Here is a 20479-nt window from a genome sequence, read left to right on the forward strand (position 1 = left end):
GTACAGTAAGTCCGCCGTCATTTGTAATCGGGACCTGGCGTCGATAAGTGTCCCGCTATTCGGCTATTTTGCCGGACATCGGCCGAGGGGACAGTTCGTGAAGCGCTTCATCTCTATCACCGCAATTCTGCTTCTGCTCGCTCTGGTGTGCGTCGGCGTTGTCGGCTTCAACCTGTTCCGCGACAACGCTATCAAACAGTATTTCGCCACCATGAAGCCGCCGGCGACGACCGTATCGACGGTTGTCGTCAAGCCTTCCGACTGGACGCCGGGGGTCGAGGCGATCGGCACGGTACGCGCCGTGCGCGGTGTCGACCTTACCGTCGAGACCAGCGGCATCGTCAAGGACATCCTTTTCCATGCCAACCAGAAGGTGCCGGTCGATTCGGTCCTGCTGCAGCTCGACGATGGCGTCGAACGCGCGGATCTGGTCGCGGCCAAGGCGCAGTCCGTGTCCGACAAGACGGCGCTCGAACGCGCGCTGGAGCTGCAGCGGCGCGGCGTCGGAACGGATGCCACGCTCGACACCGCTCAAGCCGCTGCATCGGCCTCCGCCGCGCAGGTCAACAAGCTGCAGGCCGTGCTTGATCAGAAGCAGCTGACGGCGCCGTTCGCCGGCACCGTGGGCATCCCCAAGATCGACCTCGGCCAATATCTCTCGCCCGGCAACGCAGTGGTGACCTTGCAGGATCTGGACACCATGCGGGTCGATTTCTCGGTACCCGAACAGCAGCTGCCGCTGCTCAAGATAGGCCAGGCGGTGCGGCTCGGCCTCGGCGGCACCGGCGGCGGCGCCGACATGCCGTTTGCCGGCTCCATTCGCGGCATCGATCCCAAGATCGACGCTTCAAGCCGCCTGGTGTCCGTCCGCGGCGAGGTCGCCAACCCTGACGGCAAGCTGACGCCCGGCCAGTTCGTCCAGGTTCGCGTCGAGCTGCCGCAGGAGAAAAACATTCTGTCCTTGCCGCAGACGGCATTGACGTCGAGCCTCTATGGCGACTTCGTCTTCGTCGTCGTTCCGGCGAAGCCGGCGGAAGGCGCCCCAGCCGCGAAACCCGAGGAAAAGCCTGCTGCAGGGGCCGACGCGGCAAAGCCGGCGGCAGATGCAAAGCCGGCAGACGCGAAACCGGCTGCCGAAGACGCCGCGGCGAAGCCCGCGGACAAGCCGGCTGTCGACCCGGCGAAGCCCGCGGCAGAACCGGAAAAGCCGGCGCTCGTGCTGTCGCAGGTGTTCGTGAAGCCCGGCCGCCGCAACGACGGCATGGTCGAGATCGTCGAGGGCATCAAGGCTGGAGACGAGGTCGTCACCGCCGGCCAAAACCGTCTCTTCAACGGCATGTCCGTCGCTGTCGACAACACCATTGACCCCAGCAAGTCGGCGAACCAGCAGGCTCAGCAATGAACTTTTCCGACATCTTCATTCGCCGGCCGGTCCTCTCCACCGTCCTCGCCTGTATGATCCTGCTCCTGGGTTTCCAGGGCATCTTCAACCTGTCGATCCGGCAGTATCCCAAGGTTGACGAGACGGCGATCACCATCACCACCGCCTATCCCGGCGCCAGCGCCGACCTGATCCAGGGCTTCATCTCCGCCCCGATCGCGCGGGCCGTCGCCTCGACCGAGAACATCGACTACGTCACCTCGTCCAGCCGGCCGTCTTCGAGCACTGTGGTCGTCCAGATGAAGCTCGGCTCCAATCCGGATGTCGCGCTGACCGAGGTCCTGTCGAAAGTGCAGGGCGTACGCGGCACCTTGCCGGATGCATCTAAGGACCCGGTCATCGTCAAGGGCACCGGCCAAGAGTTCGCGATGATGTACATCTCGATGCAGAATCCGAACATGAGCAAGGAGCAACTCACCGAATATATCGAGCGCGTCGTGCGGCCCCGCATGTCGACGGTCGAAGGTGTCGCCGACGTGCAGATCTTCGGCGCCGAGGAATATTCGATGCGGGTCTGGATCGACCCGGTCAAGCTTGCTGCGCGTGGCGTCACCGCCGCCGAAGTGCTGGCGGCGATCAACAACTCCAACTTCCTGTCGGCGCCCGGCAACACCGAGAACGAATATGTCGTCTCCTCGATCACGGTTCGCTCGACGCTGCAGACGCCTGAGGCCTTTGCCGAGCTTCCGCTGCGCTCGACGGACGGCCAGGTGGTGCGCTTGCGCGACGTGGCGCGAGTCGAGCTTGCCGCCGAGAGCACCGACACGAGGGTGAGCTTCAATGGCAAGCCCGGCACCTTCCTCGCCATCTTCCCGACGCCGGCCGCCAACCCGCTGACAACGGCGGAGGCGATCCACAAGATCGTGCCTTTGATTCAAGAGACGCTGCCGAAAGGCATGACCATCGAAATCGTCTACGATTCCACCGAACAGATCAGCGCCTCGATCGATGAAGTGTTCAAGACCATCGCCGAAGCCGTCGCCATCGTCGTCGTGGTCATCCTGTTGTTCCTCGGCTCATTCCGCTCGGTGATGATGCCGATCGTGACCATCCCGCTGTCGCTGGTCGGCGTCTGCTTCCTTTTGTTTGCGGTCGGCTATTCGATCAACCTTCTGTCGCTGCTGGCCATGGTGCTGGCCATCGGCCTTGTCGTCGACGACGCTATCGTGGTGGTGGAGAACATCCATCGCCACATGGAGGAGGACCACATGTCGCCGATGCAGGCGGCCTTCAACGGCATGCGCGAGATTTTCTCCGCCATCGTGGCCATGACCATCACGCTCGCCGCCGTGTTCGCGCCGCTGGCCTTCACCGGCGGCCTGACCGGTGCGCTGTTCCGCGAGTTCGCGGTGACGCTCGCCGGTTCGGTGGTGCTGTCCGGCCTCATAGCCGTCACCATCACGCCGATGATGGCGGCGCGTCTGCTCAAGGCGGGATCGCACAGTCGCTTCCAGCGCGTCGTCGACGGAACCTTCAGCCGTGTCGAGCATGTCTATGAGCGGGCGGTAACCGCCTCCTTGAGAAATCGACCGGTGACGCTGCTGATGGTCGTGGCGCTGGTTGCGCTCACCGGCTTCATGTTCACCAAGACCTCGAGCGAACTGGCGCCGGAAGAGGACCAGGGCTTCCTGTTGTCGATCGTGACGGCACCGCGCTACGCGACCTCGGACTACACCGAGACCTACGTCAACCAGATCCTCGGCTTGGTGAAGGACATTCCCGAAACCAGGGCGCAATTCTCCGCCGTTGCCTTTGGCGGCGCCACCAACGGCGCCTTTGTCGGCTTCGCCTTCAAGGATTGGGCCGAGCGCCAGCGCAACTCAAAGGAGCTTCAAGCCGATATCCAGGGACGCCTCGGCAAGGTGGCCGGCGTCGAGGCCTTCGTCTTCGCGCCGCCGACGCTGCCGGGCTCCGGCGGCGGCCTGCCGATCTCCATGGTGGTGCGCTCGACCGGTGGTTCCGCCGAGGTCTACGAGGCGGCCGAGCAGATTAAGAACAAGGCGCAGGCCTCCGGCCGCTTCATCGTCGTGCAAAACTCGATGTCCTTTGACGCTCCGCAGGTGACGGTGACCATCGACCGCGACCGCGCGGCGGCTCTCAACCTGCCGATCGCCGACATCGGCCAGACGCTGACGCTGCTGGTCGGCGGCGCCGAAGTGGCTCAGTTCGACCGCGATTCCAACAGCTACGACATCATCCCGCAGGTGCCGAAGGAATTCCGCGACAATCCCGAGAAGCTCGGCGAATATTTCGTGCGTAGCGTGACCGGCGAAATGGTGCCGCTTTCAGCGGTAGTGAAGATTTCGACCAACGCCGCGCCGGCCGCGATCGAGCAGTTCAACCAGCTGAACTCGGCGACGATATCAGCGCTGCCGCTTCCCGGCGTCACCACGGGCGACGGGCTGCAGACCCTGGAGAACCTTGCCAAGGAGAGCCTGCCCGATACCTTCTTCATCGATTATTCCGGCCAGTCCCGGCAGGAGAAGGAGCAAGGCAACACGATCCTTATCGCGTTCGCAGCCGCCGTAATCGTCATCTATCTGGTGCTGGCGGCGCAGTTCGAAAGCTTCCGCGACCCGCTGATCATCATGATGGCGGTGCCACTGTCGATCTTTGGCGCCATCGTGCCGCTCAATCTGGGGCTTGGAACGCTCAATATCTACACGCAGGTCGGCCTGATCACACTGATAGGTCTGATCACCAAGCACGGCATTCTTCTGGTCGAGTTCGCCAACCAGCAGCGCGAGTTGCATGGCATGAGGCGGCGCGATGCGATCGTCGCCTCGGCCAAGGTGCGCTTGCGGCCGATCCTGATGACGACAGCGGCGATGGCGCTCGGCGTCGTGCCGCTGATCGTGTCCAGTGGTGCTGGTGCGGCGGCGCGCTATTCGATGGGCCTCGTAATCTTCACCGGCATCCTGGTCGGAACCATGTTCACCCTGTTCGTGGTGCCGATGTTCTACACCTTCATCGCCAGCAAGGACCTGCCGCACCACGCCGAAAAGCCAGACCCGAAGCTGATGCCGGTGCACGCGGACTGAGCGCGAACGGCGTCAGCGAACAAACGAAAAGAGGCCGGAAATTTCCGGCCTCTTTTTTGACTGGATTGATTTACCGCGAAGCCCCGATGGAGCTCCAAGGCGGGAACTTGCGGTGCGGCATGACCTGTCCGGCTGCGCTGCACCATCGCTCCAAACGCAGTCTGCTACTTGACGATGACGATGCTGGTGTTGGTCGGGCCGAAGGTTTCGACCAACTGGTAGAAGTCGGCGGCATTGTCGGGATGCAGCCGCACGCAGCCATGCGACGCCGGCCGTCCCAGCCGCTTGATGGCGTTGGTCGCATGCACGGCGTAGCCGCCGCTGAAGAAGACCGAGTGCGGCATCGGCGCGTTGTCGTATTTCTTCGAATGCCACATCTCGTACATGCGGGTCGGCTTGAACGAGCCGGTCGGCGTGACATGCGCACTGTCGCCGGTCGAGACCTTCCAGGCGAAACTCGGCCGGCCATCGACCAGCACTTCCATGGTCTGCTGCGACAGCGAAACACGCGCGACGATCTGGTTTGCCGCGGCATGGGCGGTGCTGTTGGCGGCGCCAAGCAGAAGCGCGGCGCCGGCGGCTGCGGCGGTGACGTTGATGAGTTTGGCGGAAATGGCTTTGTACATGATGGCTCCTCTTTGCCGGTCCTGCCGGCGTCAATTCGGTGGCCGCCTTATCCCTGCGCCATGTTTCAGACTGACTTCGCTGAGGCTCGTTTGTGTTTCGAATCTGTTTCCTCTGGTTAACAAGCAAGGTGGACAAGGAGCGTGCTCCCGTCTTCGCTGCGCACTCCCGATCACGCACCGCCCCCCAAACGAAAGTGCTGATGTCCTTATATGAAAGAAGATTGGCATCGCTCGAAACCGACTTGCAACAAAGCGCGGCCTGGGCGGCATGATCTGGTTACAGGCTCACGGCAAAGTCATCCCAACGAGAACAGCCGGCGCCAACGAAAAATGAGCATCAAATCGACAACCCTGTCCTGGCTCTTCAGGATAAGCATCGCCGCATTTGTCGTCGGCGGCATCGGCACAGTAGCCGGCACCCCGATGACGAAACTGGCGGTGATGAATTCGGGTGAGATTTCGACGCTGCATGCCGCGCTGTTCATAGCCTTGGTCTGGATTGTCTCCAGTCTGCGCATCAACCGTCTCAGGGCCCTCTGGCGGGTCGGCCTCGGGTTGAAGTGGATGCGCGGCCCCTCCGGCAACTTGCTGCCGAGAGGACCGAAGGCCCGCGTCGCAACGGGGGGCTCCGTGGGCGACGCGGGCACTTCGGGTTTATCCTGAAGCACCCGCGGTTCTGATTTTGGGGACAACCGATGAAGACGAAATCTGCAGCCTCCGTGCTTTCGGTACTGCTCTATGCACAAGGCCTGCTCGGCTTTGCCGGTCTCGCCACGGTTCTCCTGAAGGACCGCGCGCATGCCGCCAGCGAAATCGTAGTCGCCAGCGAATTGCCGTCGGGACCATCGCTTCTGGTGGTGCGCTGACGCCTATGCATGGCGCCCAAGATTGCGCAGCTTTTTTGGGCGAGCCGAGGAACAATCCAGCCTCCCAACCCTCAGTCGGCGCGCTGCGTCGGCGGGTCGAACCGGTAGCCTGCGCCGCGTATAGTTGTGATGGTTTCGGTGTCGAGCTTGCGGCGCAGCCGCACGATGCGCGAATCGATCGAGCGGTCGAAGGCATCGGCATTTTCGGCGGGCGCCGCCGCAATGATGTCGTCGCGCGTCAGCACCTTGCGCGGGCTGGCCAGAAACAGCCTGAGCAGCGCCACCTGGCCCGGCGACAGCTGTTCTTCCGTACCCGAACGGTGCATGACGATGGCCGACCGCAAATCGACGGTGGCATTTTCCAGCACGATCAGTTCCTGGGCGGACCTGCCGCGCCGCGTCAGCAGGCCGCCGATGCGCGCGGCAAGCTCCCTGACATTGAGCGGACTTTCGACGACATCTGCGGCGCCAAGCTCGAGCGCCAGCACCTTGTCGACCAGATCGGCCGGCCGGCAGATCAGGATGAAATCCGGCCCCGCCTTCCCGTCCGCGCTCTGGCCGCCGCCATAACGCCTGAGCAGGTCCCGCCCCTCCGCCTGGCTGAGGCTGTCGCCGACGATGACGATATCGATGCCTCCGGCCGAAAGCAGGGATTCAGCTTCCCAGGGCTGCCGCGCCTCGCGCACGTCATGGCCGCGCCGGTCGAGATGATCGGCAAGATCGCCGGCCACCACATCGGCGACGGAAACCAGCGCGATGACGGATCGTGCAGCCATGTTTTTCTTCCCGTTCCCCCGCAACCGGATATGAGTGCTGGACATCATGTTTATACCCAATCTACTTTCCGCTGAAAGCGGGAGCGAGGCCATAGTGCGGGCACGGATTGTCATCGTCGAGGACGAGCCCGATCTCCGGGACGCGGTCGCCGAGTATCTCGGCGCCAACGGCTACGATGTGACCCAGGCCGGAAGCGCGGCCGAGGCGCGCGCCTTGCTGGAGACGGAATCGTTTCATTTGGCCATTCTCGACATCGCCATGCCGGGCGAGGACGGACTGTCGCTCGGCCGCTGGCTGCGCTCGCAAATACCGGTCGGCATCATCTATGCCACGGCTGCCGGCACCGCACTCGACCGCATTGTCGGGCTGGAGCTTGGCGCCGACGACTACATCGTCAAGCCCTACGAGTTGCGTGAGGTGCTGGCTCGTGTGCGCAGCGTGCTGCGCCGCGTTCCGCAGCCGAGCCCGCCCCAGGCGGCGAAGACACAAGCCGATGGCGGCCGCCGCCTGACCTTCGGCCCGTTCCAGGCCGACCTCGACGGCAGGCTTGTCACCGGCGCCAACGGCGCCGTCATCGACATGGCCAAGAGCGAGTTCGATGTGCTGGAGGTTTTCCTGACCCGCGCCAACCGGCTGTTGACGCGATCGGCGATCTCCGAGGCGATTGGTTTTGTTGAGGATCCTGAATCGTCGCGCGCCGTCGACATTCGCATCATGCGGCTGCGCAAGAAGATCGAAACCGATCCGGCCAATCCGAAATTTTTGCGCACAGTGCGCGGCGAAGGCTATATCTTCTCGCTGCCGACCGGTGACGGGCACTAGAGCAATTACAGGAAAAGTGTACGCGGTTTTCCGCCCGGAATTGCGTAAAAACAAAGAGATAGAGGCTTCTCCGTTTCCGTGAAACGGTGAAACGCTCTAGCATCCAGGAACAGTGCGTAGCGATTTCCGTTCGGGATTGCATTGAAACATGGAGCGTTTCACCTTTTTCGTGAAATGCTCCATAGCTGCCTAATTCGACGGCCCTTTACTGATGGCTGACATGACCGCTGAACCAGCACCACGTATGGACCCGCAAGGCGCTCGCCAGAGCGCCGCGATGGCGGCTGTGCGCGTCGTCCGCCGGTTGCGCGATGCCGGCGACTGGCAGCGCGAGATGGAAACCATCCTCGAAACGCTCTGCAGCGCCATGAATTGCCAGCGCGGCATCCTGTTCAGGCTGCGCGAATTGCCCGGCCAGGGCTTCGCCCAATCGGTCGCCGCCTACTGGATCGATCCTCGCTTCGGCGGCGAACTGGCTTCGCCGACGGTGATCATGCAGTCGATCGTCGATACCGATCCGCTGCTGGAGCGGATTGGAGAGGACGAGCGGCAAGGCAAGATCTTCGCCGGCCATACGCGCGATCTCGACGGGTTCCTCAGGGCCGATTTCGAGAAGCAGCACATCAAGTCGTTCCTGTCGGTATCGGTGTTCGCGCACGGTCATCTGTGGGGCACGTTCGCGGTCAATGACTGCCTAAACGAGCGCGAATGGACCGAAGAGGAAGAGGCGACGATGCACATCATCGCGCTCGCCATCGGCGACGCCATCGAGCACTCGCCGTCCGACGCCCATGCCAGCGAAGTCATCCGCCGCACCATGCTGCAGGCGTCGCTCGACGCCATCATCGTCATCGACGAGACCGGCTCGATCATCGAATTCAATCCGGCCGCCGAAAAGATGTTCGGCTATCAGCGCAGCGACATCCTCGGCAAGGACCTGCTCGATACCGTGGTGCCGGAATATTACCGCAAGGGCTATGTCTCGGGCGCCGAATACATGTCTGGCCGCGGCGCGCCGATGGTTGGCCAACGGCTTGAGACCGTGACACAGAATGCGGCCGGCGAGGTGTTTCCCATCGAATTGACGGCGACCGAGATGCGGGTGGCTGACCGTCAGCTCATCTTCGGTTCGATCCGCGATCTGCGCGATAAGCTGCGCGCCGAAGAAGAGATCAACCGCCAGCGCGAAAAACTGCACCAGAACGAGAAGATGGCGGCGATGGGTTCACTGCTGGCCGGTGTTTCGCACGAGCTCAACAACCCGCTCGCCGTGGTCGTTGCGCAGTCGACGCTGCTGCATGAATTCGCCACCGACCCGCAGACCAAGGTTCGCGCCGAGAAAGTGCGCGCCGCTGCCGAGCGCTGCGGTCGCATCGTCAAAAGCTTCCTGTCGATGGTGCGCCTGCATCCGGCGGCGCAGGCCGAGACCGATCTCAACCAGGTGATCCGCGCCGCACTCGAAGTAACCGCCTATGGCGCACGCTCGAGCGGCATCATCATCGACACCGATTTCGCGCCCGGCCCGCTGCTGGCGATGGCCGATGCCGACCACGTCACGCAGGTGGCCGCCAATTTCCTGATCAACAGCCAACACGCTCTGGCCGGTATCGGCGGCGACCGCCTGATCAAGGTGCGGACATTCCGCAGCGATCGCGGCAACCCCGGGTTTTCGGTCGAGGACAACGGACCGGGCATTCCCGAGGCGATCCGCAGCCGCATCTTCGAATCCTATTTCACCACCAAGCCGGTCGGCGTCGGCACCGGCATCGGCCTGTCGATCTCGAAATCGATCGTCGAGCGCCACAACGGCAATATCTGGTTCGAGGAGGTGCTGCCGCGTGGCGCGCGCTTCGTCGTCCAGCTGCCGGTAATCACCGGCGGCGCGGCAGCAGCCGGCGACAGCCCGGCTCGTTCCAGCGGCTTGCGCCATGCGCTGATCATCGACGACGAACCCGACGTCGCCGGCTCCCTCTCCGACATCCTGGAACTGATGGGTATCAAGTCGCGGGTCGTGCCGGCCTGGACGTCGGCGGCGGCGACCTTGACCGGCCACATGCCGCCAGACATCGTCTTTTCCGACTTGCGCATGCCCGGCACCAGCGGCATTGCCATCTACCGCGAATTGCTCGCCGACAACCTGGCGCTGGCCAAACGCTTCGTGCTGGTCACCGGCGACCTGATCGGCGCCAAGGCCGAGATCGAAGCCTTGCCGGCGCCGCAGCGCCCGCAAATCCTGGAAAAGCCGTTCTCGACGCTGGACGTCCGCGGCGTACTCTCGGCAATAGCCGACCAGGTCGCCGCCGCCGGCTAAGTTTTCGGAAGCACCCATGTAGGGTCTATCGAGATTCGGGTCAGGCCGAGTCGAGAATGGTGGTTCCCGAGAACCGGAGCGGAGCGTACTTGAAGTACGCGAGCACCGGAAGCGCAGGGAACCTCCATGCGCAGGCCGGCCTCACCCGAATCTCGATAGACCCTAAAAAAGAGGCTCCCGACCGAGGGAAGCGGCGGGAGCCAAGAACGAGCGCGGGAGGAAGCGCTCGGGAGGTTCAGAAAACGTTGGGTGTCGTGGTCAGCGGCGCTGCGTTGGCGATCATGCGGACGGAACGCGCCTTGTGCACGCCGGACTGGGCGGCGATGACGCGCAGGCACTCCGCGCTCTCGGCGCCCCAGGCCTGACCCTGGCAGGCAAAATCGATTTCCGGCTCCGGCAGCCGGGCGGTCTTGATGGTGGTCAGCGCGCCCTGGACGACATTGGCCGGCGGGTTGAGCGAAGCGAAGGCCGGACCGGAAGCCGGTGTCAGGAACATGACGGCCAGAGCGCAGGCGCCCAGCATGGAGAACATCGCAACCGGATGGTCGCTGGCGCGCTGACGCAGTGCCAGTTTGGCGCGTCGTTCGTTGCTAGTGATCTCGACTTTCGTATGCATTGCTGCTCCCCTTCGTTTTCTTATGAAACGAACCTAAGCGCGCCTGGTAACGGGCGAATGATGCGCTTGGCTTGCCCGCGTAACAGGTTTGAAACAAGAAATTCGGGCATATCCGGACAGATCCGGTCATGTGCCGACGGCAAGATGCGTTTGCGAAGCTGTTTCATCCGGGCAATCAAATGTTGACGACAGGCGGGCCGCGAACGCACCAAGCCCGCTTCCTGTCGGCCGCACTATGAACAAGCTCACACTGCGGATCGAATTTGCGGACGCCAGGTATTTTCGTCTCGGAGCGGGCCGTGTTTGCAAGCTCGGCACGGCCAAATCCGCATGCCGGACAGCTATTTCACGCCCCCGGTTAACGCCCGGATATTCCGGGATTTTCTGGCTTTCAGCTGGTCCTGTTGTGCCGACTTGAAAAGTTGTGATTTCTACAACCCATTGCATTTCAATGTAAAATATGGTTTTATTGAATGAGTATTCAATAAAAGAAGAGCTTTTTTATGAACCCGCATCTCCGTGACGTGGCGATCCCCAATGATTGGGACCGGCGGGGTCTGCCGGGCTGGAGTTATCACTCCGACGCGCTTCTCGAACTTGAGAAGGAATACGTCTTCCGCAACCATTGGCAGATCGCCGGCCATGTCTGCGACGTGCCGAATGCCGGCGACTATCTGACTATGGACGTGGTCGGCGAGCGGGCGCTCATCGTGCGCGGCAAGGACGGCGTCGTGCGCGCCTTCAACAACATGTGCCGGCATCGCGGCAGCCGCGTCGTCGCCGACAGCCAGGGCACCTGCAAGAACGCGCTGGTCTGCCCGTTCCATGGCTGGGTCTACAATCTCGACGGCACGCTGCGCGGCGCCGCCCGGCCGCGCTCCTTCCCCGAGCTCGACAAGACCGAATTCGGCCTGATGCCGCTCGACCTTGAGATATGGATGGGCTTCATCTTTGTCCGCTTTCGCAAGGGGGGCCCGCAGCCTTCGGTGGCCGAACTGTTGAAGCCGATCGAGGCCGAGATGGCCCACTACAATGCGGCCGAGATGGTGCCGTCCTGGGGCATCTGGACACAGAAAACGCCGGTCAACTGGAAGTCGGTGCGCGACGTCGACAATGAAGGCTACCACGTCGCCATGGCGCATCCGGCGCTGCAGGATCTCTACGGCTCGACCTATTTCGATGAGCCGTTCATCAACGGCGTGTCGCGCTCGTTTGCCACCTACAATCCGCATGCCGGCCGGCGCTGGAGCGTGCGCGAATACATCAAGCTCACGCCCGATGCCTCACACCTGCCGGAGCATCTGCGCAGGGCCTGGATCTATTACGGCATCTTCCCCAACAACGCGCTGTCGATCATGCCGGAATCGGTGCAGTTCTATCAGGAGTTCCCGCTGTCGACCGGCGAGACGCTGCTGCGCGGCGCCATCTACCGCTACCCCGACGAGACCCGGGAACAGGCGGCCGCCCGCTATCTCGCCTACCGCATCGACCGCGATACCATGAACGAGGACGTGCAGCTTTCCGTCTGGTCAAACGAGTCCATGATCTCGGAGGCCTTCGAGGGTTTTTATCTCTCCGACCTCGAATACGGTGTGCGCACCCACCACGACCATCTGCGCAAGCAGATCCCGGTGCTGGGCCTGGAGACGGCGCCGGAGGAGAAGGACATGTGGAACCTCAATGAGGCTATGCGCTCGCAGGTGTAGGGGCGGAACTGCCAGTCACCCCTGCCACACGCCCTCTTTGCGCAGATCGTCCATGGTCCGCGAAATGCCTTCGCGCAGGATCGCCACCATGTCGTCGATCTGCTCTCGCGTGATGATCAGCGGCGGCGACATCACGCACATGTTGATCAGCGGCCGGACCAGGAGGCCGAGTTCGTGGCAATGCGCGTCGATGCGCTTGCCGACATCCTTGTCGAGCTGCAGCGGATCCTTGCTTTCGCGGTCGGCTACGCACTCGACGCAGCCCATCAGGCCCATGCCGCGGACTTCGCCAACCAGCGGCAGTTCCTCCAGCGTCTTCAACTGCGCCTGGAAATAGGGCGCGACATCGCGCGTGTGGGCCAGCACGCTGTCTTCCAGGATATCGAGGTTCTTCAGCGCCACCGCGCAGCCGATGGGATGACTGGTATAGGTCAGGCCATGGCCGAACATCGCATCGGGATGGTTGGAACGGCGCATTTCCTGAAGCAGCCGCTCCGAGATGATGACGCCGCCAAGCGGGAAATAGCCTGATGTAACGCCCTTGGCGAAGGTGATCATGTCGGGGTCGATGCCGAAGCCATCGCCGGAGGCAAAGACATGGCCGAGCCGCCCGAAGCCGGTCACCACCTCATCGGAGATATAGAGGATATCGTTGTCCCTGCAGATTTCGCGAATGCGCTTGAGATAGCCATCCGGCGGCACGACGACGCCGCCGGATGCCTGCACCGGTTCGCCGACGAAAGCACCGATCTTCTCTGCGCCGACGCGGGCGACCGTATCGCGAAACTGATCGACCAGGAAATCGCAGAAGGCGGCGATGTCAATGCCTTTCGGCCGCCGGAACGGGTCTGGCGAGGACAGTTTGACGACCAGATCGTCGGCGCCGTCCATCCAGTCGCGGTCGCGCGGCCGGCCGTTGAGCGAGGCCGACAGATAGGTCGAGCCGTGATAGGCGCCGCCGCGGCTGAGGATCAGCTTCTTTTCCGGCCGCCCGCGCACATTGTTGTAAAACTGCATGAAGCGCAGTGCCGTCTCGACAGCCGACGATCCGCCGGTGGTGAAGAAGGTATGGCTGAGATCGCCCGGCGCATGATCGGCGAGGCGCTTGGCGAGCTCGGCCGACGGCGCATTCATCGTATACCAGGGCGTGTTGTAGGACAGCATCATCGCCTGGTCGTACATCACCCTGGCCAGCTCCTCGCGGCGGTGGCCGACATTGATGCACCACATGCCGGCCGGCCCGTCGATCAGTCGCTTGCCTGTTACATCGGTGATGTAGATGCCATCGCCCTCGCCAATCAGCGCACGCGCTTCATTGCCGACCGAGCCGGCATAAGGCCAGGGCTGGATGAGATGGCGCTTGGCCAGCTCGACCGCATCGCCACCGTCAGCCATTTCCATCGCTCTTAGGTCTCTTGCAGCCGCCATCATTGCCTCGCATCGTCTGAGCGTAATTTCACCGGACAGAACATGAAGCGCCAAGGGCGGCTTTCTTCACTTCATTTTGAATGTCCGTTCAATCAATATTACAGAAATAGCGCTTGATTTCAATGCACGGATGCGCTCATGATGAAAGAAAGCCGGCAAGCTTGGAGCGCGGCCAGCAAAGCGCGCTCCGCAAAAATTGGGAACAGGCAGCCGGCCCGGTCGATGGGAGCATCATGGCGGAACAGTTCGAGCCAGCAACCGAGATCACGCCCGGGTCGCTGCAATGACGGTAGCTGCCGAAGGGGTGCCCACGCGGCGCATGACGCGAGCAAGGCGAAACGCCCTTCTGCAGTCCGAGTCCGTCCAGGGCCTTGCCCTGATCAGCCCGACCTTGGTCTACGCTTTGATCCTGCTGCTCGTGCCGATCCTGGTGGTCTTCGCCCACTCCTTCTGGACGCAGAACTACCTCACCATCGACCATACATTCACGCTGGAGAATTATCGCATCGCGCTGACCGAGCCGATCTACCGCGATCTGCTCTGGCGCTCGCTCTGCATTTCCCTGACGGTGAGCTTTTTCACCGTCATCCTCGCCTATCCGATCGCCTATTTCATCTCGTTCCATGGCGGCCGCCACAAGAGCCTTTGGCTGTTCCTGATCACCATCCCGTTCTGGACCAGCTATCTCCTGCGCGTGATGTCATGGAAGGTCATCCTCGGCTATAATGGCGTGCTGAATTCCGGCCTGATGGGCCTCGGCATCATCGACGAACCATCGACCGCGCTACTCTACAATTCCAGCGCCGTCATCATCACGCTCACACACGCCTGGGCGGCCTTCGCCATCCTGCCGATCTTCGTTTCGCTCGAGAAGGTCGACCGCACTTTGGTCGAGGCTGCCACCGATCTTGGCGACGGCCCGCTGCGCTCCTTCCTGCGCGTGACGCTGCCGCTGTCGGCGCCGGGCGTCATCTCGGCCGCTCTCATCGTCATGATCCCCACCGTCGGCGACTACGTCACCCCAAGGCTGGTCGGCGGCAAGGATGGCGTGATGATCGCCAATGCCATCGAGTCGCAGTTCCATAAGGCCTCCAACTGGCCACTCGGCGCGGCACTGTCCGTGACCACCATGCTGGTCGTGACGCTGATGGCGGGCGCCACCGTGCTCATCATCCGCGCGCTGCAGAGGCTGGCGCGATGACAGCGAGGCGGCGCCTTTTTCCCGGCGGCTGGCTGTCCGCCTACGCCTTCCTCTACGTCGTCTTTCTCTATCTGCCGGTGATCTTCCTGCCGATCTTCTCGATCAACACCGCGCCGACGCCAAAATTTCCTCTCACCGGCTATACGCTGAAATGGTACCAAGACCTGCCGAAGACGCCGGCGCTGCTTGACGCCGCCTGGAACAGCCTGATCGTCGGTATCTCGGCATCGGTGCTGGCGACGCTGCTCGGCATCCTCGCCGCCCGCTCGATCACCCGCTACCGCTATCCCGGCCGCCGCACAATCAATGGCCTGATCATGGCGCCGCTGGTGCTGCCGGAAATCATCCTCGCCATCTCCATGCTGCTGGTCATGCTGCAGTTAGGCCTGAGCCTGTCGCTGTTCACCGTCGTGCTCGGCCATGTCCTGATCTGCATTCCCTATTCGATGACGGTGCTGACCGCCGGTTTCGAGGGCTTCGACCGCAGCCTCGAAGAAGCCTCCGCCGATCTCGGCGAGAGTGCCTTCGGCACCTTCCGGCGGGTGACGCTACCGATGGTGGCGCCGGCGATCATTTCCAGCCTCCTGGTCTGCTTCACCATCTCGCTCGACGAGTTCGTCATCGCTTTCTTCCTGACCGGCACCGAGACGACGCTGCCGATCTATATCTGGGGCCAGTTGCGCTTTGCCGCCAAGCTGCCGGGTGTGTTGGCGCTGGGCACGCTGCTGCTGGTTGCCTCTTTCGTTTTGATGACCGTTGCCGAGATCCTGCGCCGCCATGCGGCCAGACGCACCCAGAGCGAGGGAGGCCTCTATGCCTGAGCAGTCCCGGGCCGAACGGCCTCAGGATGAGCCATCCAAGCAAGATAATTCCGAGCGGGCCCAATCTGATCGACCCCAAACCGACCGGGCAATGATCGAAATCCGCAGCGTTACCCGCAGCTATGGGGCGTTCAAGGCGCTCGACGACGCCTCGCTGACCATCAAGGAGGGCGAGTTCTTTTCGCTGCTCGGCCCTTCCGGCTGCGGCAAGACCACGCTGCTGCGCATGATTGCCGGTTTCGACAACCCGACCAGCGGCTCGATCTCGGTCGGCGGCCAGTCGATGGAAGGCATCCCGGCCAACCGCCGGCCGACCAACATGGTATTCCAGAGTTATGCCATCTTCCCGCATCTCAATGTCGAGCAGAATGTCGCCTATGGGCTGAAACGGCTCAGGCTGGGAGGAACGGAAGAAAAGCGCCGCGTCGAGGAAGCGCTGGCGCAGGTGTCGCTCACCGGCCTCGGCAAACGCCTCGCCACCGAGCTTTCCGGCGGCCAGCGCCAGCGCGTGGCGCTCGCCCGCGCCTTGGTGATGCGGCCCAAGGTGCTGCTGCTCGACGAGCCGCTGTCGGCACTCGACAAGAAATTGCGCGAGCAGATGCAGGTCGAACTGCGCCGCCTGCAGCAGGCGGTCGGCATCACCTTCGTGCTGGTCACCCATGACCAGTATGAGGCGCTCGCTATGTCCGACCGCATCGCCGTAATGTTCGGCGGCAAGATCGCCCAGGTCGCCTCGCCCAAGGAAATCTACCAGCGGCCGGTCAACCGCCAGGTCGCCGATTTCCTCGGCGGCATGAATTTCGTAAAAGCGCAGATCGTCGAGGAGAGCAGCGCCTCGCTGGTCGTCGACACGCTGGGCTTCGGCCGGGTCAGGACCGACAAGCCGAAGGCCTTCGTGCGCAATGGCGGCGGCGCCACTCTGGGCATCAGGCCGGAGCGATTGCGCGTGCTGTGGGACAATGCGACGGCGAAATTCGAAGTGGCCGGCAAGGTGGTCGAACGCCACTATTTTGGCGAGATCACCCACCTGATCGTCGAGATACCCGGATTGGAAAAGCCACTGTCGGTCACCGAGACCAACGACTTCGGCGCCGACGATATCCCCGTCGGCACTTCGATCCGCCTCGGCTACGATCCCGAGGCCCTGGTGGCGATGGCGGACTGAGCATGATCCCGAAAAGTGGGAACCGGTTTTCGGAATAAGATCATGCTCCACTAAGAATTTTAAGTTCCGTCGCGATCTGTTTGGCTGCGATCCGCCCCATCACGATGGCGCCTTCGACATAGCCCGGGAATGACGGCGACAGTTCCGACGATGCGAAATGAACAGGATCTGCGCCGGCACGGATCGTGCGCTCGGCATCCCGTGCCGTCACATCGACAATAAGGTCGCTGTAGGCGCCGCCGCTCCAGCGGTCATCGATCCAGTCGCGCTGGCTGAAATCGACAATGTCGGCTGCCTCCGGCCCAAGGGCATCAACGAGCCTTGCCGTGACCTCCGCACGCAACGCCGCGTCCGCGAGCGGACGCCAATGCAAGGCCAGCGGTCCGCCGACGAAGACGACCAGCGCAGCATGTTGCGCATCCTTGCTGGCGTCACAGGCGAACAGGCCCGGCAGGTCGCGCCACATCACCATGCCGCAGAGGTCGCGCTTGCGCCAGAACGGCGTGGGATAGCGCACCAGGATCTTGATCACCGCACCGCTTTCCCAGACGCCGAGCGCCTTTGCGAGAGCTGGCGGCAGAGCGGGCGCGAAATCCAGCTTCGCGGCCCTCGCCGGCGGCAGCGCGACCAGCACTCTTCGCGCTTCGATGGCGCTGCCTGCCGAGACGGCACGAACCCCTTGCGGCCCGTGCTCGATGCGCGTAACCGGCTCGTTCAGCCGAACGCTATCGCCGAGATCTCCCGCCATGTCCTCGGCCAGCGACTGCATGGTTTCGAGCAGCGAATATTGCAGCTCGGGCACCTCGTTGGTGATGCGGCGGTCATTGTCGATGAGGTACCACAGCGGCACCTTGTCCATCGCCAGGCACCACAGGCCTTCGATCATCGAGCGGAAAGCCGTCTTGGCGTCAGTGGGATCATGCTGGCATTCGAGCCAGGCGGCAGCGCTCATGCCGGCGATCGAGGGATCGTCCGGCTCGATCGCATTCATCCGCTCGCGGATTGCCATCGCGCCATGATAGGTCCGTTCGGCCTCTTCGACCGACAGCGATGGATGGGTGATGAAATCGCCATTCACATGGGTTTCGACGAAGGCCTTGCCACGGGACGCGGCCAGCGCCGTCACCTCCGGCATGTCTTCGCAGAAAAACTGGCCGCCGCTGTCGATGCGCTCGCCAAGCCCGTTGCGAATAGCCTCGACCCTGCCGCCGACGCGGTCGCGTGCTTCGAGCAGCACGACATCGATGCCGGCCTTTCTCAGCTCAAGCGCAGCCGACAGGCCCGTGAAACCGGCGCCGACGATGACGACATCGGTTCTTTCAGTCCTGTCGCTCAATAGCCGGCCTTGATCTTCTCGAATTCCGTGACCATGCGCTGCTTGAGCTCAGGCGGCACCGGCTGCTGGAACAGCGTCTTGTCCAAGAACTTGTCGAGATTGTCGAAGCCACGGTCGCTCAGCACCTGATGGTCGATCGCGGCCATCCCGGCGCTGTTGCCGTGGCCGTAGCCGAAGGTCTTGACCAAGTAATCGGACACGGCATGCGCGTTGACCGCACTGAGGAAATCATAGGCCTGATCGAGCTTGCCCGGCGCATCCTTCATCAGCACATAGCCGCACACCCAGGTGGATATGCCTTCCCTCGTGTCGCGGTTCATGGCGATCGGCATGCCTTGGCCCTTGAGCGTCACGAAGGTCTCATTCCAGCCCCAGACGAGGTCGACCTCATTGCCGGTAAAGGCCTGGTTGAGGTCGGTGTCGTCGGTCCAGTAAAAGCGGACGTTCTTGTGGACGTCACGCAGGAAGGCGGACGCCTCCTGGAACTGCGCGTCGGTCATCTTGGTCCAGTCCTTGAGGCCGATGACCAGGCTGGCCAGCGCATAGGCGTCATCGACATTGTCGCCGATGGTGACGCGGCCCTTGAATTTGGGATCGGCGAAAATCTTCAGCGACTGCGCTTCCTCCGCCGTGACCTTGTCGGTGCGGTAGAGCAGCGAAGTGTTGCCCCAGTCGAACGGCATGAACCAGGCCTTGCCGTCGGCGGTGACGGCGAGATCCTTCATCGCCATGATGCCGGGATTGAGATCCTTCCAGCCGGCGATCCGGGAGGTGTCGAGCGGTTGCAGAATGCCGGCCGCGCGCCACTTGGTCACGCTTTGCGAGCAGGGGTGGGCGATGTCGGCCTTGAAGCCGGCGCGCATCTTCTGGAACGCTTCCTCCTCGTCGCCGAAGAAAGCAAAGGTCGGCTCGGCGCCGTATTTGGCGGTGTAGTCGGGGTGCAGCAACGGATCTTCATAGCCTGACCAGTCGAACACGACGAGGTCGCCGCCGCCTTCGGCATAAGCAAGCACGGCGCCGGCGCCGACTGTAAGAGCAGCGGCAAGGGCGAGGCGGCGAAGCATGGAATTCATGGCGCGAAACTCCTCATCGCGAAAAGCGGCCGGGCGACGTTACGGAATTTCAGCGGCCTTGGCGAGACCGTCTGCCCGGCGCACTGACAGGCAGACGGAGGAGGCCGGACAGAGCTTTAGTAGCCTGCCTTGATCTTCTCAAATTCGGCGATCATCTTGAGCTTGAGCGACGACGGCACGGGCGATTGGAACAGGGTCTTGTCGACGAATTTCTGCACGTCGTCATAGCCCTTTTCTTTCAGGATCGCCGGGTCGACGCCGGCCATGCCCTTGGCGTTGGCCTGGCCATAACCCCAGTCCTTGACCAGCACCTTGGCGGTCTCGGGATCGTTGATCGCGTTGAGGTAGTCATAGGCCTTGTCGACATTGCCAGGTGCGTCCTTGAACAGCACGTAGCCGCAGACCCAGGTCGAGATGCCTTCGTCCGTATCCTTCTTGGACTTGATCGGCACACCGGCAGCGACGGATTGTACCGTGGCATCGTTCCATGCCCAGGCGAGATCGACCTCGCCGCCGCTCAGCAACTGGACGACGTCCGTGGTATCGGTCCAGTAGGAGCGGACATTCTTGTGCACCTGGCGCAGGAAGTCGGACGCCTGCTTGAACTGGTCGTCCGTCATCTTGGTCCAGTCCTTGAGCCCCATGGCAAGGCTGGCCAGCGCATAGGCGTCGTCGACATTGTCGCCGATTGAGACCCGCCCGTTGAACTTGGGATCGGCGAAGGCCTTCAGCGACTGCACATCCTTCGCGTCGATCTTGTCGGAGTTGTAGGTGAGCTGGGTGTTGCCCCAGTCCCACGGCATGAACCAGGCCTTGCCGTCCGATGTGGTGGCCAGATCCTTCATCGCCATGATGCCGGGATTGAGGTCTTTCCAGCCGGTGATCTTCGACGTGTCGAGCGGCTGCAACAGGCCGGCTTCACGCCATTTGGTTACGCTCTGCGAGCAGGGATGGCCGAGATCGGCCTTGAAGCCGGAGCGCACTTTCTCGAAGGCTTCGTCCTCGTCGCCGAAGAAGGCGAAGGTCGGCGAGTCGCCGTTCTTCTCGACATATCTGGGGTGGAAGCTCGGGTCCTCATAGCCGGACCAGTCGAACACGATCAGGTCCTTGTCGGCGGCGACCGCAAGCGCGGCGGCCGAAGCCGCCAGCGTCGCCGTCAGCGCCAATGTCAGTGTCAGTGTCAGGCGTCGGGTTGTTCTTTTCATGCTGTTCCATCCTCTTTGTTTCTGATTGTTCGCTCCGGCTTGGA

At 62.7% G+C, this 20479-nt stretch carries 17 protein-coding genes; 10 read left to right on the plus strand and 7 right to left on the minus strand.

Features of this window, described 5'->3' with window-relative positions; genetic code table 11:
* The first annotated feature begins 97 nt into the window (after positions 1-97).
* Together NKH22_RS20865 and NKH22_RS20870 are read left to right on the plus strand one after the other, a co-directional pair.
* On the plus strand, positions 98-1402 hold the full coding sequence (locus NKH22_RS20865) for an efflux RND transporter periplasmic adaptor subunit (RefSeq protein ID WP_352910794.1): 1305 nt from the start codon (positions 98-100) through the stop codon (positions 1400-1402).
* On the plus strand, positions 1399-4482 hold the full coding sequence (locus NKH22_RS20870) for an efflux RND transporter permease subunit (protein WP_023696405.1): 3084 nt from the start codon (positions 1399-1401) through the stop codon (positions 4480-4482). The genes NKH22_RS20865 and NKH22_RS20870 overlap by 4 nt, the downstream gene beginning before the upstream one ends.
* Positions 4483-4646: 164 nt before the next feature.
* Here the strand turns inward: NKH22_RS20870 and NKH22_RS20875 are convergent, their stop codons facing one another.
* Entirely contained in the window at positions 4647-5108 is a 462-nt protein-coding gene (locus tag NKH22_RS20875; RefSeq protein ID WP_023727275.1) for a L,D-transpeptidase, read from the minus strand.
* Between the two features lie 330 nt (positions 5109-5438).
* Between NKH22_RS20875 and NKH22_RS20880 the strand changes: the two genes are divergently transcribed.
* Positions 5439-5771 carry a hypothetical protein gene (locus tag NKH22_RS20880; RefSeq protein ID WP_023670061.1) on the plus strand — a complete coding sequence of 111 codons (333 nt, stop codon included), beginning with the start codon at positions 5439-5441 and terminating at the stop codon, positions 5769-5771.
* Between the two features lie 32 nt (positions 5772-5803).
* Positions 5804-5974: a hypothetical protein gene (locus tag NKH22_RS20885; RefSeq protein ID WP_023670062.1), complete on the plus strand. Its 171-nt coding sequence runs from the start codon at positions 5804-5806 to the stop codon at positions 5972-5974.
* A gap of 71 nt (positions 5975-6045) precedes the next feature.
* Here the strand turns inward: NKH22_RS20885 and NKH22_RS20890 are convergent, their stop codons facing one another.
* Complete coding sequence (locus NKH22_RS20890; RefSeq protein ID WP_023670063.1) at positions 6046-6750, minus strand: response regulator transcription factor; 705 nt, start codon at positions 6748-6750, stop codon at positions 6046-6048.
* 94 nt (positions 6751-6844) lie between these two features.
* On the opposite strand from NKH22_RS20890, the gene NKH22_RS20895 reads away from it, so the two are divergent.
* Together NKH22_RS20895 and NKH22_RS20900 are read left to right on the plus strand one after the other, a co-directional pair.
* On the plus strand, positions 6845-7573 hold the full coding sequence (locus NKH22_RS20895) for a response regulator (RefSeq protein ID WP_023690130.1): 729 nt from the start codon (positions 6845-6847) through the stop codon (positions 7571-7573).
* A gap of 220 nt (positions 7574-7793) precedes the next feature.
* Positions 7794-9884, plus strand: a complete 2091-nt coding sequence (locus NKH22_RS20900) for a hybrid sensor histidine kinase/response regulator (RefSeq protein WP_023670065.1) — start codon at positions 7794-7796, stop codon at positions 9882-9884.
* Positions 9885-10119: 235 nt separating this feature from the next.
* Here the strand turns inward: NKH22_RS20900 and NKH22_RS20905 are convergent, their stop codons facing one another.
* Positions 10120-10500 carry a hypothetical protein gene (locus NKH22_RS20905; RefSeq protein ID WP_023693708.1) on the minus strand — a complete coding sequence of 127 codons (381 nt, stop codon included), beginning with the start codon at positions 10498-10500 and terminating at the stop codon, positions 10120-10122.
* 503 nt (positions 10501-11003) lie between these two features.
* On the opposite strand from NKH22_RS20905, the gene NKH22_RS20910 reads away from it, so the two are divergent.
* Complete coding sequence (locus NKH22_RS20910) at positions 11004-12206, plus strand: aromatic ring-hydroxylating oxygenase subunit alpha (RefSeq protein ID WP_023822566.1); 1203 nt, start codon at positions 11004-11006, stop codon at positions 12204-12206.
* 15 nt (positions 12207-12221) lie between these two features.
* Here NKH22_RS20910 and NKH22_RS20915 read toward each other — a convergent pair whose 3' ends face one another.
* The gene (locus tag NKH22_RS20915) at positions 12222-13634 is read right to left on the minus strand and encodes an aminotransferase (RefSeq protein WP_023670068.1); all 1413 of its coding nucleotides are present in this window, start codon (positions 13632-13634) and stop codon (positions 12222-12224) included.
* A gap of 283 nt (positions 13635-13917) precedes the next feature.
* Here NKH22_RS20915 and NKH22_RS20920 point away from each other — a divergent pair, with 283 nt between their 5' ends.
* The 3 genes from NKH22_RS20920 (at position 13918) to NKH22_RS20930 (ending at position 16821) form a co-directional block, all read left to right on the plus strand.
* Positions 13918-14835, plus strand: coding sequence for an ABC transporter permease (locus tag NKH22_RS20920; protein ID WP_023822569.1), 918 nt, complete (start codon positions 13918-13920; stop codon positions 14833-14835).
* Positions 14832-15656: an ABC transporter permease gene (locus tag NKH22_RS20925; protein WP_023670071.1), complete on the plus strand. Its 825-nt coding sequence runs from the start codon at positions 14832-14834 to the stop codon at positions 15654-15656. Before NKH22_RS20920 ends, NKH22_RS20925 begins: the two co-directional genes overlap by 4 nt.
* Before the next feature lie 91 nt (positions 15657-15747).
* Positions 15748-16821 (plus strand): ABC transporter ATP-binding protein, encoded by a 1074-nt coding sequence (locus NKH22_RS20930; RefSeq protein WP_023696411.1) that lies wholly within the window; start codon positions 15748-15750, stop codon positions 16819-16821.
* Between the two features lie 40 nt (positions 16822-16861).
* Here NKH22_RS20930 and NKH22_RS20935 read toward each other — a convergent pair whose 3' ends face one another.
* From NKH22_RS20935 to NKH22_RS20945, 3 genes are all read right to left on the minus strand, one after another.
* Positions 16862-18157, minus strand: a complete 1296-nt coding sequence (locus NKH22_RS20935; RefSeq protein WP_352910795.1) for a flavin monoamine oxidase family protein — start codon at positions 18155-18157, stop codon at positions 16862-16864.
* Complete coding sequence (locus tag NKH22_RS20940) at positions 18154-19230, minus strand: extracellular solute-binding protein (RefSeq protein WP_023734631.1); 1077 nt, start codon at positions 19228-19230, stop codon at positions 18154-18156. Before NKH22_RS20940 ends, NKH22_RS20935 begins: the two co-directional genes overlap by 4 nt.
* Before the next feature lie 116 nt (positions 19231-19346).
* Positions 19347-20435 carry an ABC transporter substrate-binding protein gene (locus tag NKH22_RS20945; protein WP_352910797.1) on the minus strand — a complete coding sequence of 363 codons (1089 nt, stop codon included), beginning with the start codon at positions 20433-20435 and terminating at the stop codon, positions 19347-19349.
* Between the last annotated feature and the right edge of the window lie 44 nt (positions 20436-20479).

Origin of the sequence: Mesorhizobium sp. M1252 (genome assembly GCF_040318265.1) — a bacterium.
Taxonomy (GTDB): Bacteria; Pseudomonadota; Alphaproteobacteria; order Rhizobiales; family Rhizobiaceae; genus Mesorhizobium.

What these genes read in the sequence shown, in the direction of transcription:
- NKH22_RS20910 (WP_023822566.1), top strand. Translation starts at nt 11,004, where the DNA reads ATGAACCCGCATCTCCGTGACGTGGCGATCCCCAATGATTGGGACCGG.
- NKH22_RS20885 (WP_023670062.1), top strand. Translation starts at nt 5,804, where the DNA reads ATGAAGACGAAATCTGCAGCCTCCGTGCTTTCGGTACTGCTCTATGCA.
- NKH22_RS20915 (WP_023670068.1), bottom strand. Translation starts at nt 13,634, where the DNA reads ATGGCGGCTGCAAGAGACCTAAGAGCGATGGAAATGGCTGACGGTGGC.
- NKH22_RS20875 (WP_023727275.1), bottom strand. Translation starts at nt 5,108, where the DNA reads ATGTACAAAGCCATTTCCGCCAAACTCATCAACGTCACCGCCGCAGCC.
- NKH22_RS20925 (WP_023670071.1), top strand. Translation starts at nt 14,832, where the DNA reads ATGACAGCGAGGCGGCGCCTTTTTCCCGGCGGCTGGCTGTCCGCCTAC.
- NKH22_RS20880 (WP_023670061.1), top strand. Translation starts at nt 5,439, where the DNA reads ATGAGCATCAAATCGACAACCCTGTCCTGGCTCTTCAGGATAAGCATC.
- NKH22_RS20920 (WP_023822569.1), top strand. Translation starts at nt 13,918, where the DNA reads ATGACGGTAGCTGCCGAAGGGGTGCCCACGCGGCGCATGACGCGAGCA.
- NKH22_RS20900 (WP_023670065.1), top strand. Translation starts at nt 7,794, where the DNA reads ATGACCGCTGAACCAGCACCACGTATGGACCCGCAAGGCGCTCGCCAG.
- NKH22_RS20940 (WP_023734631.1), bottom strand. Translation starts at nt 19,230, where the DNA reads ATGAATTCCATGCTTCGCCGCCTCGCCCTTGCCGCTGCTCTTACAGTC.
- NKH22_RS20905 (WP_023693708.1), bottom strand. Translation starts at nt 10,500, where the DNA reads ATGCATACGAAAGTCGAGATCACTAGCAACGAACGACGCGCCAAACTG.
- NKH22_RS20870 (WP_023696405.1), top strand. Translation starts at nt 1,399, where the DNA reads ATGAACTTTTCCGACATCTTCATTCGCCGGCCGGTCCTCTCCACCGTC.
- NKH22_RS20890 (WP_023670063.1), bottom strand. Translation starts at nt 6,750, where the DNA reads ATGGCTGCACGATCCGTCATCGCGCTGGTTTCCGTCGCCGATGTGGTG.
- NKH22_RS20945 (WP_352910797.1), bottom strand. Translation starts at nt 20,435, where the DNA reads ATGAAAAGAACAACCCGACGCCTGACACTGACACTGACATTGGCGCTG.
- NKH22_RS20930 (WP_023696411.1), top strand. Translation starts at nt 15,748, where the DNA reads ATGATCGAAATCCGCAGCGTTACCCGCAGCTATGGGGCGTTCAAGGCG.